15 protein-coding genes and 2 pseudogenes are annotated in these 14,906 nt (G+C 58.2%); 6 read left to right on the forward strand and 11 right to left on the reverse strand.

Translation table 11 applies throughout. From position 1 onward, the window contains the following. Positions 1 to 3: 3 nt before the first annotated feature. From ACP8IT_RS01635 to ACP8IT_RS01655, 5 genes are all read right to left on the reverse strand, one after another. On the reverse strand, positions 4 to 144 hold the full coding sequence (locus tag ACP8IT_RS01635) for a hypothetical protein (RefSeq protein WP_023028231.1): 141 nt from the start codon (positions 142 to 144) through the stop codon (positions 4 to 6). Positions 145 to 159: 15 nt separating this feature from the next. Next, the gene (locus tag ACP8IT_RS01640; RefSeq protein ID WP_034658040.1) at positions 160 to 1,128 is read right to left on the reverse strand and encodes a 1,4-dihydroxy-2-naphthoyl-CoA synthase; all 969 of its coding nucleotides are present in this window, start codon (positions 1,126 to 1,128) and stop codon (positions 160 to 162) included. 301 nt (positions 1,129 to 1,429) lie between these two features. Continuing rightward, the gene (locus tag ACP8IT_RS01645; protein ID WP_023028233.1) at positions 1,430 to 1,891 is read right to left on the reverse strand and encodes a DIP1984 family protein; all 462 of its coding nucleotides are present in this window, start codon (positions 1,889 to 1,891) and stop codon (positions 1,430 to 1,432) included. Positions 1,892 to 2,386: 495 nt separating this feature from the next. Next, the gene (locus ACP8IT_RS01650; protein ID WP_023028234.1) at positions 2,387 to 3,481 is read right to left on the reverse strand and encodes a HigA family addiction module antitoxin; all 1,095 of its coding nucleotides are present in this window, start codon (positions 3,479 to 3,481) and stop codon (positions 2,387 to 2,389) included. Between the two features lie 14 nt (positions 3,482 to 3,495). After that, complete coding sequence (locus tag ACP8IT_RS01655; RefSeq protein WP_023030060.1) at positions 3,496 to 3,795, reverse strand: type II toxin-antitoxin system RelE/ParE family toxin; 300 nt, start codon at positions 3,793 to 3,795, stop codon at positions 3,496 to 3,498. A gap of 426 nt (positions 3,796 to 4,221) precedes the next feature. On the opposite strand from ACP8IT_RS01655, the gene ACP8IT_RS01660 reads away from it, so the two are divergent. After that, on the forward strand, positions 4,222 to 5,232 hold the full coding sequence (locus tag ACP8IT_RS01660) for an o-succinylbenzoate synthase (protein ID WP_490290278.1): 1,011 nt from the start codon (positions 4,222 to 4,224) through the stop codon (positions 5,230 to 5,232). A 62-nt stretch (positions 5,233 to 5,294) separates the two neighbouring features. Here ACP8IT_RS01660 and ACP8IT_RS01665 read toward each other — a convergent pair whose 3' ends face one another. Continuing rightward, on the reverse strand, positions 5,295 to 5,840 hold the full coding sequence (locus ACP8IT_RS01665) for an OsmC family protein (RefSeq protein ID WP_284628526.1): 546 nt from the start codon (positions 5,838 to 5,840) through the stop codon (positions 5,295 to 5,297). Positions 5,841 to 6,067: 227 nt separating this feature from the next. Between ACP8IT_RS01665 and ACP8IT_RS01670 the strand changes: the two genes are divergently transcribed. From ACP8IT_RS01670 to ACP8IT_RS01690, 5 genes and pseudogenes are all read left to right on the forward strand, one after another. Beyond that, positions 6,068 to 7,237 (forward strand): ABC transporter substrate-binding protein, encoded by a 1,170-nt coding sequence (locus tag ACP8IT_RS01670; protein ID WP_490290279.1) that lies wholly within the window; start codon positions 6,068 to 6,070, stop codon positions 7,235 to 7,237. A gap of 14 nt (positions 7,238 to 7,251) precedes the next feature. Next, positions 7,252 to 8,130 (forward strand): ABC transporter permease, encoded by an 879-nt coding sequence (locus ACP8IT_RS01675; RefSeq protein ID WP_490290280.1) that lies wholly within the window; start codon positions 7,252 to 7,254, stop codon positions 8,128 to 8,130. Then, on the forward strand, positions 8,123 to 8,887 hold the full coding sequence (locus ACP8IT_RS01680) for an ABC transporter ATP-binding protein (RefSeq protein WP_490290281.1): 765 nt from the start codon (positions 8,123 to 8,125) through the stop codon (positions 8,885 to 8,887). Before ACP8IT_RS01675 ends, ACP8IT_RS01680 begins: the two co-directional genes overlap by 8 nt. Before the next feature lie 130 nt (positions 8,888 to 9,017). Next, a pseudogene (locus ACP8IT_RS01685) lies at positions 9,018 to 9,730 on the forward strand (IS6 family transposase). A gap of 481 nt (positions 9,731 to 10,211) precedes the next feature. Beyond that, positions 10,212 to 10,757, forward strand: a complete 546-nt coding sequence (locus ACP8IT_RS01690; RefSeq protein WP_232207983.1) for an EamA family transporter — start codon at positions 10,212 to 10,214, stop codon at positions 10,755 to 10,757. Positions 10,758 to 10,985: 228 nt separating this feature from the next. Here ACP8IT_RS01690 and ACP8IT_RS01695 read toward each other — a convergent pair whose 3' ends face one another. From ACP8IT_RS01695 to ACP8IT_RS01715, 5 genes and pseudogenes are all read right to left on the reverse strand, one after another. Continuing rightward, complete coding sequence (locus ACP8IT_RS01695; protein WP_490290282.1) at positions 10,986 to 11,195, reverse strand: integrase core domain-containing protein; 210 nt, start codon at positions 11,193 to 11,195, stop codon at positions 10,986 to 10,988. Beyond that, positions 11,122 to 11,868, reverse strand: coding sequence for an IS3 family transposase (locus ACP8IT_RS01700; protein ID WP_490290253.1), 747 nt, complete (start codon positions 11,866 to 11,868; stop codon positions 11,122 to 11,124). Before ACP8IT_RS01700 ends, ACP8IT_RS01695 begins: the two co-directional genes overlap by 74 nt. 179 nt (positions 11,869 to 12,047) lie before the next feature. Then, positions 12,048 to 12,246: pseudogene (locus ACP8IT_RS01705) on the reverse strand (hypothetical protein). Between the two features lie 174 nt (positions 12,247 to 12,420). After that, positions 12,421 to 12,720, reverse strand: a complete 300-nt coding sequence (locus ACP8IT_RS01710; RefSeq protein ID WP_121953200.1) for a transposase — start codon at positions 12,718 to 12,720, stop codon at positions 12,421 to 12,423. Positions 12,721 to 12,910: 190 nt separating this feature from the next. Further along, complete coding sequence (locus ACP8IT_RS01715; RefSeq protein WP_490290283.1) at positions 12,911 to 14,890, reverse strand: FAD/NAD(P)-binding protein; 1,980 nt, start codon at positions 14,888 to 14,890, stop codon at positions 12,911 to 12,913. Positions 14,891 to 14,906: the final 16 nt, after the last annotated feature.

A 14,906-nucleotide genomic window follows, 5' to 3' on the forward strand; every position in this document is an offset into this window, starting at 1 on the left:
GAATCAGCGGTACGTGTCCTCCTGATCAAAGGGCCGCTCGTTATTGGCCTCGGCCTCTTTAATGCGGCGCAGCATCCACACGCGGGAGCCGAGAACGCCCGCGACGGCGAGGACCGCGAGCAGGATACAGAATGCGATGAGCACGGTGCGGGGCACTCCTTAGTAGTAGTAAGGGAACTCGTCCCAGTTGGGCTCGCGCTTGTCCAAGAAAGACTGCTTGCCCTCGACGGCCTCATCGGTCATATAGGCCAGGCGGGTGGCCTCGCCGGCGAAGACCTGCTGGCCCATCAGGCCATCATCGGTGAGGTTGAACGCGAATTTCAGCATGCGCTGGGCGGTGGGGGACTTCATGTTGATCTCCTGGCCCATGCGGATGGCGGCGTCCTCGAGCTCGCCGTGGTCTGCGACCTCATTGACCGCGCCCATCTCATACATGCGCTGGGCATCGTAGGTGCGGCCCAAAAAGAAGATCTCGCGGGCGAATTTCTGGCCCACCATCTTGGCCAGGTAGGCCGAGCCATAGCCCGCATCGAAGGATCCAACGTCCGCGTCCGTCTGCTTAAAGCGTGCCTCCTGGCGGGAGGCCACGGTCATGTCGCAGACCACGTGCAGCGAGTGCCCACCGCCGGCGGCCCATCCATTGACCACGGCGATAACCACCTTGGGCATGGTGCGGATGAGGCGCTGGACCTCCAGGATGTGCAGGCGGCCGCCTTCGACCTTGGCCCGGGCCTCATCGACGCTGGACTCATCCGCCGTGGCATCATCGTGGGCGTGCTCGGTGGCATAGCGATACCCCGAGCGCCCACGAATGCGCTGGTCACCGCCGGAACAAAACGCCCAACCCCCATCTTTTTGCGATGGGCCATTGCCGGTAAGCAAGATCGTGCCCACATCCGGCGTGCGGCGGGCGTGATCCAAGGTACGGTACAGCTCATCCACGGTGTGCGGCCGGAAGGCATTGCGCACCTCTGGCCTGTCGATGGCGATGCGCACGATGCCATTCTTGCGCCCGTCTGCCGCCAGGCGGTGATAGGTGACGTCCGTGAGATCCCCAAAGCCCTCAACCGGGCGCCACAATTCCTCGCGGAATGGATTATCGGTGCTGTATTTCTTCTGCTCGCTCATAGCGCCCAGCATAGTGGGCGCGAAAAAGTTTAGTCCCCATTCCCAACCCTCACCTCTACGCACTGCCCAGCATGCTGGTAATGATCGATACTCAATAACTGCGAGGGGTTACCCGCAATGTACCCGTGTACCCTGTGCCGGCGCGGTCATCAATACGGTGGGAAGACTCGAACTTCCTCAACCCTTTAACGCCAAAGGGTGCCTAGATGTCCTCGAATTTCCCCTCGAAGGCGGGGGCATACTCGCTGCAAGTGCGTAAAGGCTACCGCCACGCGCGCGGCGTGGCATGACTAAAGCTTCGCTATGAAGTTATCAGTTCCGTATTCCAGTTCAACTGCTGGATGCGGGTATCAAGCTCCCGGTACTGCTTGGACAGGTCATCGACCCGCTTGCGCAGCTCTGCTACCGGCAGCGTGGCCACGAATTTAATCTCCGCGCGGGAGTAGCGGTCTTGGCGCGCGCCCGCGGCCTGGGCGAGGTCGTGGTAGATGCGGCGGGTGCGCACGAGGCCATCGCGAAGCGCAAGTGCCTGCATCAAGTTCTTCTCGCCATCAAAATCGGTGGCCACGTTCGTGGCATTGATGGCCTGCACGAGCTTATCGATGCGCCCGGTAATGCCCTCCAACTCGCGCAAAAGCTCGGCCGGATCCTCGTCCGGGGTATCGCCCTCCTGCACGCGGACGACGGAGAGCAGGCGCTCGCGCAGCTCATTGAGCCGTTCCTGCGCCTGCGCGCGCTCTGCTAATGCTTCTGCCAGTAACATGGTTCCTCCTTCGGGGTAGGTAGGAACCAACGTAGCCGGGGTGGGGGCTGGGGTCAATGGTTTCTAAGGATGAAAGATGCTTTTATCCACTACTTATTAGATCTTTTTGGCTGGGGTTCAGTTCTCATTACCCCTGATAGACTTCGGTTCCCCTGCCCCCTAGGGGCGGTAAGTTTTTAGAGAAACAACCTCCCTGCAAAGCGGCTATGCCTGGAGAACATTGTGGTTGCTCGGCAGGGAATTCCTCACGTTAGCTCACTAGCTGCAGATAGTCGGTAATGAGGTAACGTCCGCGGCGTGCATAGTACTTCTTGTGGGGTGGGTTCCCACCCCTTGGCCCGAATACGACTGTTTCAAAACGTAGTGAAGAAAATCTTGGGCATCGGAGTCGTCAGCAAACCGTATCCTTTCCACAATGAGTGCATCGCTTCCATTTCTTTCAGTGTCCGATAGGCAAACGTCTTGCTGGTGGGTGAACGAAGTTTACAATCTCAGTCAGGCTGGGAGGGGTGATTTCCAGCTTTCAAGCTGAGCGATGACGGTGGGAGCGTTGCGCACGAGAGTGGTTTTCCACGACAGGTTACCCTCTTTTTGAAGCCTTCCAATCAGGGCGATGGGATGAACCCCTAAGTGGCCGGCTTGTTCTTTAATCCAGGATGAGTGCACACGATCAGGAACCGCCGGTAAAGGGCTAGAGATCACGAGTTCGCTGGCCAGCTGGTCTGCCTCGGCTTCATTATTGGCACTGTCATCTGATAGGTCATCGAGGATGACCTCGCCATTATCGACAAGGTGACCCAATAATATGTGGGCTGTCTCATGCAGGATGGTAAATAGTATCTTATCGAGCCGTTTCCCTCGTCCCGATATGCCAATCACGGGGTGTCCGTCGATCATCATGGCGCAGCCGTCGAGTTTTGCTCCCGGAAAAGCCTCCACATAAACAAGTTTCACCCCCGCCTCGGCGAACAGAGTCTGGAACTCAGCAAACGCCTGCGGGTCACATGCTCTACTCGACAGCGTCCGGGCGAGGTCTTCTAGTGCCTTACGGGAGTAGGGGACAGCGTCGAGAACGCTGGCAGTTGCTCTAACGCAAGCCGCCCACGCTTCCTGCAAAACGGTGACATTTTCCTCGCGGTTACTACGGCGGGCGGCGAAGCTTATTCCCAAGGGATCTTCAAAGGATTTCTTGCCAAATAAGTTCAGCACCTCGCATGCCTGACTTTGTACGTCGGTGGCGGTGATGTATCCCCGCTTGACGAGCAGAGAGACGGGGGCTAACTCTCGTAACTGTGCGCGGGTTTTCACGGCGTTGAGGTTGTCCTGCGTACGGTCGTCCTGGGACTGCTTCCATAGCAGGTAGGAGTCCTGGACGTTAAGCCAGAATTCCGCGGAGGTGCCCAGGGCGGCGCCGATCTGGGCTGCGGATTCGCGCGTGATCTCCTTTTTTCCGGAAATAATCTCCGAGACAAACTGTGCCGGACGTCCGAGTACCTCGGCAAAGTCGGCCTGGGTCCAGTCGCGTGCGTCCAGCTCGTCAGCGAGGATCTCTCCGGCCGGGAATAGCTCCGCAGCAATTGAAGTATTCATGAGTTCACCTTCTCTCAGTGGTAATCCACCATTTCAATAACGATGACCACGCGGCCATCGCTGTTCGTTGCGAATTTGAGGATGAGCCGAAACTGCTTGTTCAGGCGGATCGAAGAGGTCCCGGCTCGGTCGCCTTTCAGTTGTTCCAGATGTAACGACCGCATGGCCCGCAGGTCGCGTTCATCCACGGCTCCCCTCAGGATTTGGATTTTCTTGCGATATGCCTTGATGATGTCCGAACCCCATCGTTTGGGGATGTAGGAGGAATCCTCGGCCATTCGTTGAAGTTCGTCGTCCTCGAAGAGGATGCGCACCAAGTCCACCTCGTCCAGTTCACTAGTGCCGCGCCCATCTGACGTGACCCATCCTTCTCTACTTGTATAGGGCTAATCACCCCTCATGTGAAGTATAATATGTCAGATGTGCCGGTTCTGCAAGATGGGGACTAGGTGTGAAAGAGGGCCACCTCGCTGCAGCGAGGTGGCCCACCGGCAGGATAAGCCTTCCAGATCTAAGAAAAGCCGAACCCGAAGGTTCGGCTGGAGCATTCAACGCCGGAAACGAGCCGACGCTTACTGAGGTTCAATTCTCGAGATACAGCTTATCTGGTTATCTACTGGATTTGTTGACGCGATGAAAATTTCCCCCTTTAGGGGTTAGTATAAAATGAATATACCGGGCTGTATGTGCTGAAGTGTTCTTACTTAGGCATGGGTAAGTAAGGCAGATAGTATGAATCCATGAACATTGATGACGTGCTCGACCGCGCCCACGTAGTCTCCCTCCCGCTGGCCGTGAAGTTTCGCGGCATCACCACGCGGGAGGCGTTGCTGATTGAAGGGCCTGCCGGTTGGGGTGAATTTGCGCCGTTCCTGGAATACGGGCCCGCGGAATCGGCCGCGTGGCTGCGCGCCGGGTTGGAAGCCGCTTACGAGGGTTTTCCTAAGCCCGTCCGCGAATGGGTAGAGGTCAATGCCACCATTCCCGCCGTTCCCGCCAGTGAGGTCCCGGCGATTGTGGATCGCTACCCCGGCTGCCGGACGTTCAAGATCAAGGTGGCGGAGAAGGGCCAGACGCTTGCCGATGACATCGCACGCGTCCACGCCGTCCGCGAACACGTGAGTGCCCGGGGCGTTATCCCGGTGCTGCGCGTGGATGCCAATGGCGGCTGGAGTGTGGCCGAAGCGGTAGAGGCCGCCCAGGCGCTCATGCCGTTGGACTACATGGAACAACCCTGCGCGAGCGCGGAAGAACTGGTGGAGGTGCGCAGGCAGCTCATGCGCAACGGACTTTTTGTGCGCGTGGCCGCGGATGAATCCATTCGCAAGGTTGAGGATCCGTACCGCGTGGCGGATCTGCAGGCAGCTGATGTGGCGGTGGTCAAACCCGCGCCGCTGGGCGGGGTGCGCCGCGTCCTCGACGTGACACAGCACCTGCGCGAACGGCATATGGATATTACGGTGGCCTCGGCGCTGGATACTTCCATTGGCATCAATATGGGCTTGGCGGCAGTGGCGGCGCTGCCGCAAATCTATGATGACGAGGATATTGACGTCACTCCGGCCGCAGCAGGCCTGGCCACGGGCATCCTTTTCGAAGAAGATGTCACCGCGCCACGCCAGCTACACGACGGGCACCTGCGCGCTGAGATCCTCGCCCCAGAACCGGACCGTCTGTCCGACCTAGCCGCGCCGGCCGATCGCCGCGAGTGGTGGTTCGAGCGCCTCCGGGAATCGTGGCAGCACCTGTAGTTGCGCCTGAAAGCATAAGAAAAGCGCCTGGCACTTGCCAGGCGCTTTTATCTATCTAAACCTTAGACCAACTCGTGAGTGAGGTTGGCCGGGCGGGTGTAGGTATTAACAACCGGGGACCACTTGATGGCGTCGTCCACGATCTTCTGCAGGGTGTCCTGGTCGGCGTCGCCGTCGATGTTGACCTTAACGTTGACGTCGGAAACGCCCGGGCGCTTGTCCTCGCCCAAGTCACCAACGCCCCAGGTTGGGGAGAGGTCGATGTCGCCAACGATGTCGAGCTCCAGCTTGGTCAGGGTAACGCCGCGGTGCTGAGCGATGGCCTGGATGCCAACGTTGATGCAGGCGCCAAGACCGGCCTGGGCGACCTCAGTGGGGTTGGGCGCGGAGTCATCGCCAAGCAGCGGCAAAGGCTCGCCCACCTTGATGGTGTGGTCGCGCACGGTGGTGTTATTGCGGAAGAAACCGTCAGCCTCAGTGTGGGAGCGGACGTGCTTCTTGGCTCCCTCAGGGTTGTCGATGTTCTTCTGTGCTAGGTCGTTGAGCTTCTCGCCGTCAATGGGCTCGAGAGCGTCGCCTTCTTTGTGGTTCGGTGTGAGATCAGACATTAAATTGCTCCTTGTATCAGATGTTTATTAACTGATGGCGCCATGGTAACGCGAAGACAAATATAAATCTAGAACAAGGGGTCTATTTTGTAGAGAACGCCAGGTCTAGAGTGAATATAAATGTGTGCACCACATTTCCTGACCTGTGAATTTAGAAATTGACACCGTAGTGTGCCTAGCCTAGGTTCGTTCTGAACAAACCACTTGGTCTATCTTAGAAAGAACGCATGGTTCACAATCGGAAGCTGTCGCGACGGCAGATACTGCGCAGCGCAGTGGCAATGGGCGGGGTAGCAGTAGGCTCGCAGGTGCTATCCGCATGTTCCACGCCGCGGCAGGAGGACAAGCCCCAGTCTGGACAATCCGGGCAGGGCGAGGAAACCCTCACCATCGGATTCGTACCCATCGCGTGCGCGTCCCCGCTGGTCGCCGCCGACGGCCTGGGCGCCTTCGCAAAGCAGGGCCTCAACGTTGAGCTGCGTAAATTCGCGGGATGGGCAGACCTCTGGACCGCCTATGCCACCGGCGCATTAGACGTGGCGCACATGCTCTCGCCCAGGCCGCTGGCCATCGATGCCGGTGCCACCAATGCCTCCCGGCCTACCGAGTTGGCCTTTACGCAAAACACCAATGGGCAGGCACTGACCTTGTCCACTTCCCACCTGGATACCGTGTCGCGGCCCGCGGACCTCGAGGGCATGGTGCTAGGCATTCCTTTTGAATACTCCGTGCATGCCCTCTTGCTGCGCGATTACCTCGTGGCCGGCGGGGTGGATCCGGTCTCTGATGTGGAGCTGCGCCTGTTGCGCCCGGCCGATATGGTGGCGCAACTTTCGGTAGGTACTATCGACGGCTTCATTGGCCCAGAGCCCTTCAACCAGCGCGCTCTAACTACCGGCTCAGGCCGCGCCTTTGTTCCCACCCGCCAGATGTGGGATAACCACCCGTGCTGCTCGGTGGCCGTGGCGAAGGAAGTGGACCGGGACGTGCGCGACCGCGTAGTCGCGGCGCTGCACGAAGGCGCGCAGTACGTCGATAGCCCGCACCACGTCCACGAATCGGCCTCCATGCTGGCCAAGGAGAAGTACCTGAATCAGAAGGAAGAGCTGATCTCGCGGGCGCTGGCCGGAAACTACACCACCTGGGACGGCAAGGACATGGTGGATCCACAGATGATTAAGTTCGGCGGCAGCACCTCTGCCACCGCAATTACGTGGATGGCCGCCCAAATGGCCCGCTGGGATCTGGGCGGAAAGGCAATGCCGATGGATGATCAAGCGCTCATAGACGTCACAAAATCCGTCTTGCCGCGCGAGGCCGATCTCACTACGGACCCAGTGGAAATCAACGGCCATACCTTCGATCCCCTGCACCCCACCGCCGGGTACCAGCGTTAAGGACCCCCACGCTTATGACCACACTGAAAAATCACAGCACTAGCACCAGCACAGCGCACTCCACTGGCACTCACACCGCAGCGCCCCATTCGGGCCGCACCGCCAGCCGGAAGAAGCGGCGGGAGAGCCCGTGGAAGGCAATAGGCCTGGGTATTGCGCTTTTCATTGCCTTCATCGCCATCTGGCAGGCGGTCGCGGCTGCGGGCTGGCTTTCCGATATCGCCCCCACTCCCGCGCGCACCTGGGACAGGGCCGTAGAGATCCTTTCTGATCCCTTCTACCGGGATGGGCCGGCCTCGGTGGGCATCTTTTGGCACATGGTGGCTTCCCTGCGCCGCGTGCTCATCGGCTTTGCCATCGCCATGGTGATAGCCATTCCGCTGGGCTTTTGGCTGGGATCTTCTACTACCTTCCGCCGCGCGACGGATCCCTTTGTCCAGATCCTGCGCCCCGTGTCCCCGCTGGCGTGGCTGCCACTAGGCCTGGCACTGCTTCGCGATGCCGAAAATACCGCCGTCTTCGTCATCATCCTCTCCGCCTTGTGGCCGACGCTGCTCAATACCATCGAGGCCGTCCGCGGGATTCACCCCACGTATAAGAACCTGGCGGCCACGCTCGGCACGAACCGGATGCAACAGCTCCTCTATATCGTCGGGCCGGCGGCGCTGCCGGGGATTATCACCGGCATGCGACAATCGCTATCCACCGCCTGGTTGGTCATCGTGGCCGCAGAAATGCTCGTCGGTGGGCAAGGTGTCGGCTTCTTTGTCTGGAATATGTGGAACCGCCTCGATATTGATGCCATCGTCGTGGTCATCGTCTTAATCGGTGTCATCGGATTGGCTCTGGATTACCTCGTTGCCTCCCTGCAGAAAGTGGTGCGCTATGACTAATGCCCATATCGAATTTGCTGGTATTACCAAAAGCTACGGCCCAACGAAGATCATTGGGGAAACTTCAGTATCCATTGGGGAAGGCGAGTTCGTGTCCGTGCTGGGGCCATCGGGCTCCGGCAAATCCACCATGCTGAATATGATCGCGGGCCTGGCATTCCCCTCTACCGGCGAGGTGCGCGCGCGAGGAGAGGCCGTGACCGGCCCAGGTCCTGACCGCGGCGTGGTATTTCAAAATCACGCGCTCCTGCCCTGGATGACGGCGCGCGGGAATATCGAATTCGGGCTGCGATCGGCCCGCCCGGAGCTATCGAAGGCAGAGCGCAGCAAGATTGCGCAGGACTTCCTCGACGAGGTCAGCTTGGGCCATGCGGCCGACCGGCGCCCGTCGCGGTTATCCGGAGGCATGCAGCAGTGCGTCGGTTTGGCGCGCGCCTTCGCCATCGGCTCGGATATCTTATTGCTCGATGAACCCTTCGGCGCATTGGATGCGCTAACCCGCCGCCAGCTGCAGTCGTTGCTGCTAAATGTGTGGGAAGAAAACCGCCGCACGGTGGTCATGGTTACCCACGACGTGGATGAGGCAGTATTGCTCTCGGATCGCATTGTGGTCATGTCGCCGGGGCCAGAGGCCACCATCATCGAGGACATTGAAGTTGGGCTGCCCCGCCCGCGCAGCGGCAGCGATGACTCCGCGGTGGTGGAGCGCAAAAATGAGCTGCGCGAACGGCTCCTTGGGCTGCTCGAAAACGGCTAGAGCGAGAGGATGTTCCTATATAGGTTGTCAACTTCGTGGGTGGGCTTGTTGGGGGTGTGTTGACTTTAGGTTGCTGGGTGCTGTTGCAAAGTTGGGGCAGTAGGAAGAGCGAGGTGAAATAATCACAGCCATGGGTATCTTCTCGGGTCGTCATTTCCCCCCGTGACATCATTCTGTGGGCAGTGCGGTGGTACTGCCGCTACGGGGTGAGCTACCGCGATCTGGAGGAAATGATGACTTCAGCGGGGCGTGCCGGTCGATCACACCAGGATCTACCGCTGGGTCCAGAAATGCGCGCCTGAGCTGGACAAGCAAACACGGTGGTACCGGCAGGTACCTGACTGGCAGGCCAGTTCCTGGCGGGTGGATGAGACCTATATCCGGGTCGGCGGCAGGTGGTGCTACCTCTATCGGGCGATCACCGCCGGTGGCCAGACCCTGGACTTTTACCTCTCTTCGAATCGGAACGTGGCCGCAGCGAAGTGTTTCCTGGCCAAGGCCGTCAGATCCAATGCGTCAGCCGGGTATCCCAGAGTGATCAACGCCGATAAAGCACCCTCCCTAGCCAGGGCAATCGCCGAGTTGAAGTCAGAGGGAATCTGCCCGCCAACAGTGGAACACCGGCAGGTGAAATACCTCAACAACATCCTGGAAGGCGACCATGGTCGGCTGAAGCGGATTCTCGGGCCGAAAGGCGCGTTTAAGAACCGGACATCTGCATATCGGACGTTGAAAGGGATGGAGGCGATGCACTCATTGCGGAAAGGGCTAGGTACGATGTTTGCCTACGGGCAACCGAACCCGGACGCGGTGATCGTCAACCGGGTCTTCGAGATGGCCTAACAACGCCCACACGCAGCGGCCGTCAGGGAATGAGAAACTGAGTCTTCGCTGCTCTCCGCCCAACTTTGCAACAGCACCTATTAAGTTAACTTTACGGATTTTGAGGGTAAGGTTTTATGATCCAGTCCAATAAACCAGGTGTAGGGGCGGTTATCGTAGCCCTAGCTGTCCTATGGCAAGGAATCGGCACTGCGATAGTCGGAGCCCAAGTAGACCCAGAGCTATCTACTTTTACTACGTTTTCAGCGTTTCTTATCGCGGCGATTATCTCCACAGTGGTCTATTTAGCGTTTTATCGTAGAAAATACCGAGCTACGGAAACACCGCATCCCCCCATGAAAATGACAACTGCAGCAAGCCTCAATCTGTTTACTGCGGGCGCTTTCTGCTTATTCTATGTTTCCACTACTTTGATGCAGCCCACTGCAGCAAGTGTCATCGAAACAGGAGTCGGCCCTTTTATTGTCGCAGTAATAATGACTTGGTCGGCCAGAAGACTCAGCAGTTCATTGGTGTCAACAACTGCAGTAGTGGTTCTGGCTCTATGTTTTTCCTCCTAGGAACGGGAAGCAGTTCACCCCAGTCTTATCTGGGTTTCGCTCTAGCTGTAGGCGCAGGAATTTCTGCGGTAGGAGTGCTTTACTCCTCGCGCTGGGCTACTGAACAAGGGAACAGCGTTCTCACGATTGCAGCAGTGAGGTTTCACTTAGCTTGGATTATTAGCGGTCTCGTGGCTTTCTTTTCCGTGGAAGCGGAGATGCTTCGAGGCTCTACCCTGTCAATCGTCCTGCTATCGGTGATGTGCATTACTTTTCCTATCCTGCTCTTGCAGTGGGGAATTACCTTAGCGCCGCCTTTCATCTCGGCACTGATCATCGCGGCCCTTCCGGCCGTGGTGATGGCTACCGAGGTGGCATTGGGCTCTCAAGTCGAACCAATTCAGTTAACTTTGTTGATGCTCATTGTGGCAATAACCATAAGCCAAGCAATGTGGGGAACACGGAAAAATGAAAATATTAGTAGTTGATGATTCTTCAAGTGGCGCCGATCTGGTGGCAACCCTGCGCCAAAAAAGGGACGTAGAGGTTGCTACTGCTAACCCGCCGTATGCCATCTCAGCTAACGAAGACGGGAGCATTTCCGATCCATGGGCCCTGGCCCTACTCCGGGAATGTAGCCAAGAAAAATTTGACCTTGTTGTGCCGGGAAGTGAAGTGCCCCGAGTTTTGTTCCTAGGCATTTGCCTTGTTTTCCATTATTGCCTGTTGCGGGTTCTGCTTCCAAAACTCGGTTTCCACCTCGACCGGGTTCGGTATCCCAGGCTTTGGTGGAGCCTTGTCTCGTTCCACCATGACACCCACTCGAACGTCGCGATTTCTACCTCTACAACGTCATCCCACCTGCGGGTATGGACTAGCTCGTTCTTGTGAGGGGCCGTTAACGTTTTCAGCCAGAGCATTGTCATATAAGTCACCGACACTTCCGGTGGAAGCGTCAATGCCGTGCCGGGTAAGTCGCTCGTTGTAGACAACGCTGACGTACTGCGAGCCGTGATCCGAATGGTGAATGAGACCTGTTGTTTCCTCAGCACTCACAATCGCTTGGTTGAGTGCTTGCAGCGGCAAAGCTTCGGTCCGCATCGAATCTGACAGCGCCCACCCGACGATCCGCCGGGAGTAGACGTCGGTGACAAACGCGGTGTAGACGAATCCTTTTCGTGTCCGTACATAGGTAATGTCAGCCACCCACAGCTTATTCGGTCCTTGAGCTTTAAATTCACGCTCAACCAAGTCCGGGCGCAAATCAGGCACGTTAGCTTTTCGGGTTGTAATCGGTGATCCGCCTGTGCCTTTGCCAGAAACGCCAGCCAGGCGCATCAGTCGGGCGGTGTGTTCACGACCGATATCGATTCCTTCACGGCGAAGAGCATGCCACATTTTCCGCACACCTAAGACACCGTAATTATCTCTATGAACAGCACTAATGCGTTCAACCAACGCAGCATCACGAAGTCGACGAGCACTTAACCCGCGAGCCTTGGACTGGCGATACCCACGCGAGGTGATAAACCCACCAGCCCGGTTATTTTTCAACGCCAGTGCAGATGAACTCGACAGAGAAACGATTCCGGTTTTCATCGATGAACCGGATCATTTCTTAACGTTTCGGGTCGAGTCATGAGGCGAAAAAAGCCGAGGCAGCCTTCAACAACTCATTAGTATCGCGGAGCTCTTGATTTTCACGACGTAGCCTGGCATTTTCGGCGGCCAAATCTTCAGATACAGGTTCTGGGATGTTTCCTGCACGGCGGGCAGGCTTAAGTCCATTGACGAGCTGTGTGCCATGAAACCCCCAGCTTTGGAGCTACTGCCTGGCACGCGGGGTGCATCGACATATTTTCCGCCAAGATGCGGTCCTCCACGAGACGGACCACACGATCCTTCGCATCCTGGTCAAATTTTCTCGGCATGTTCCAGATTTTCCCATCTACTCAAACGGAACAAAACCTGGGACACTTCAAAGATGGTCTTTATTCTTGCACCAATAAGGGCATCGGAACACATCTTTAACCTGCGTTTTTTACGGGTGCTCACCCACTTGTAAAACGAGGAACGATTCAGCTTTAACACGTGGCACATCCGTGTGAGCCGAGTACTCGGTTCGGTGGTCATCGACAAACTGGAAGCGGATCACCAGTGAGTCTCTTCGGCAAAATACTTCGCGGCCTTACGCAGGATGTCGCGTTCTTCGCGCAGCTTAGAGACTTCTTTTTCTAGCTGTCGGATTCGCGCAGAATCATTCGCCGCTTGGGCTTTATCGTGCACGGCCTTTATGCGGGCACGTTTGCCAGTGCCGTACTTTTTGACCCAAGAATGTAGCGAGGCACGGTTGATACCGAGCTCTGCTGATGCTGAGTTCAGCGAGAGATCCTCGTTGTTCTCATAGAGGGCTACGGCATCGCGTTTGAACTGTTCGGAGTACCTGGACATGGTGGTAGATTACCTTTCTTCCCAGTCCGACTGGGCTGGATATCAGGTGTCCACCAAATGGGGGTCAGGTCCGAACGCAGATAAACATAACCTGCCCCAGCATGGGGCTAGGAGTATGAATCCTGGGCTCCTCTGAACGGAACTGCTAACAGCGTAATGGGCAGGCGGTTGCCTGCCCCCTCGCTGCTAGCTACGCTTGCCCCGCGAGTGCTACCTGGGCCGCGTGCACGGCGGCCTTATCGGCTTCCTGGATGAACCACGAATCCGTGCCCGGAATGGGCGGGGCCAAGGTGGTATCCGGGTACTCGGCGTGGGCGGGGATTCCCACGAGGTGCAGGCGCTTATCCACCGTGCCGTCGGCGTTGTGGACCTGGCGGGTATCGGGGTCCTCAGCAGGCGAGCCGGTGGGTACCTCGATGCCATCGCTTGCGGTTTCCGTAAACGCGCGCACGCGCCCGGATTCCACGAGGGAGTGCATGAAGGAATCGTGAGGGGTGCGGCGGATGTCGGGCTTGTGTACCCAGGCATCGAGAAGCGTGGTGCCCGGGATGCGCTTGCCGCCGGATGCGCTGGAGCTCATGGTCCATTCGTCGGCATCGGCATTCGTGCCCAAGACGGGGTTGCCGCCGACGAAGCTGACGATGCCGGCATCGACAAGCGCCAGCAATTGCTGCGTGCGGAAGGGCGGCGGGCCGGAGCACGTGGTTTGGCCCAAGGTAATGGCCTTATCAAACATGTGGTGGCGCGACTCCAAGGTATAGCGACCCTCGGCGCCGAGGACCTGGGTGGGTTTGCGGGAGAAACCGACCGACCACAGGGCGGCGCGCACCGGACTATCCGGGCCTTTTTGGGCCTCTGCCAGGTCCTCGCACAGGCTCTGCACGATGTGCTCGGTGAGCTCCTGCTGGCTGGAAAAATCCTCCGTGAGCAGGTGCATCCAGCGCAGCAGGCTGAAATCCTTGGTGGTATGGCGCTTAATGACCTCATCCAGTTGGGCTAGGCCGTTATAGGCCACCCCTGCATCCACCGGGGTGGCATCGAGGGCGGCAATGATGTCCTCGCGGGAGGTGCGCAGGCTCTCCGGCTCGACGCGGACGAGGGTATCGATATAGGCCTGGTAGGCATCGCGGGCGACTGCAGGCCACACCTCAGTGTCATAGTTGATGGAGCGCGGGCCCGTGCGGTGGGACAGCTCGGCGACGACCTTTTTCAGGCGCGGGATTTTCGCTGCCGGTGGCAGCGATCCTTCATCGGATTGCGGCAGGAAGGGATAGCCGCGCCGGGAGGCGGCCGCAAAAGTGGGCTCGGTGCCGGTGGCTTCATAGCGCATGCCCCAAGGCTTGGAGGAATCCTCGACGAATTTACCGCCGCGGCCCACCGTAGACAGGATGAGGATATCGAAAAAGCCCATGCCAAGCCCGCGCACGAGGACCTTCTCATTGTCCTTAATGGAGTCAACGCCCTGGTCAATGGGGTTATCGGCGCGGATCCAGCGCAGGCTGGGGTTTTCTTCCAAGATCCTGAGAATCCACCGCTCGTTTTCGGTATAACCCTGGTTCTGCCAGCCCGTAACCGCCAAGGTGGAGCCTGCTTCAACGGTGGTGTCGTCGGTGAGGTACAAAATATCCGCGCCATCGCGGGAAGCAATATCCACCACGCGGGCGTGGTGTTGCTTGACCTCTACCCAGCCTGGTACATCCTGCAAGACGGAGCGGAAGACCCACAGGATGTAGTGGCCGTATAGCGCGCGCGGCAAATAGGATTCGGGGCGCAGCTTCTCCAGTTCTGCGCGGCCGAATTCCTCAAGCACCTGCGGATCCAGCGGATGGGCGGCGACGTAATCGCGGGCGCCGGGGGACACGTGGGCACCGCCAAGCGTCAGGCGGATCCACTCGTAGATGGTGGGGCCTTCCACCACTGGGGCCTCCACCGTGGAGTTGGGCTCAGAAAACAGCGTCATGCCGTGCGCGAAGGTATTCATGCACAGGTATTTGGGCTGGTTGATATCCCAAATCTTGCCGCCGCCGTGCTGGGCATCATCGATAAGGTGCAGCGTTAGCTTCTCTGGCGGGTGGGACACGGTATTGAGTTGTGCCACGAGGCGCTCGAGGACGGAAATGCCGCGGGGGCCAAGTCCAATCAGCGCGATGGATGAAGTTTTATCGGTCAACGCGGAGCCCTACCTT

The organism is Corynebacterium sp. LaCa_23 (genome assembly GCF_058182375.1).

Bases quoted from the DNA above. Each gene is read 5' to 3' on its own strand.
- ACP8IT_RS01640 (WP_034658040.1), bottom strand. From the start codon at position 1,128: ATGAGCGAGCAGAAGAAATACAGCACCGATAATCCATTCCGCGAGGAA.
- ACP8IT_RS01645 (WP_023028233.1), bottom strand. From the start codon at position 1,891: ATGTTACTGGCAGAAGCATTAGCAGAGCGCGCGCAGGCGCAGGAACGG.
- ACP8IT_RS01650 (WP_023028234.1), bottom strand. From the start codon at position 3,481: ATGAATACTTCAATTGCTGCGGAGCTATTCCCGGCCGGAGAGATCCTC.
- ACP8IT_RS01660 (WP_490290278.1), top strand. From the start codon at position 4,222: ATGAACATTGATGACGTGCTCGACCGCGCCCACGTAGTCTCCCTCCCG.
- ACP8IT_RS01665 (WP_284628526.1), bottom strand. From the start codon at position 5,840: ATGTCTGATCTCACACCGAACCACAAAGAAGGCGACGCTCTCGAGCCC.
- ACP8IT_RS01670 (WP_490290279.1), top strand. From the start codon at position 6,068: ATGGTTCACAATCGGAAGCTGTCGCGACGGCAGATACTGCGCAGCGCA.
- ACP8IT_RS01675 (WP_490290280.1), top strand. From the start codon at position 7,252: ATGACCACACTGAAAAATCACAGCACTAGCACCAGCACAGCGCACTCC.
- ACP8IT_RS01680 (WP_490290281.1), top strand. From the start codon at position 8,123: ATGACTAATGCCCATATCGAATTTGCTGGTATTACCAAAAGCTACGGC.
- ACP8IT_RS01695 (WP_490290282.1), bottom strand. From the start codon at position 11,195: ATGACAATGCTCTGGCTGAAAACGTTAACGGCCCCTCACAAGAACGAG.
- ACP8IT_RS01700 (WP_490290253.1), bottom strand. From the start codon at position 11,868: ATGAAAACCGGAATCGTTTCTCTGTCGAGTTCATCTGCACTGGCGTTG.
- ACP8IT_RS01710 (WP_121953200.1), bottom strand. From the start codon at position 12,720: ATGTCCAGGTACTCCGAACAGTTCAAACGCGATGCCGTAGCCCTCTAT.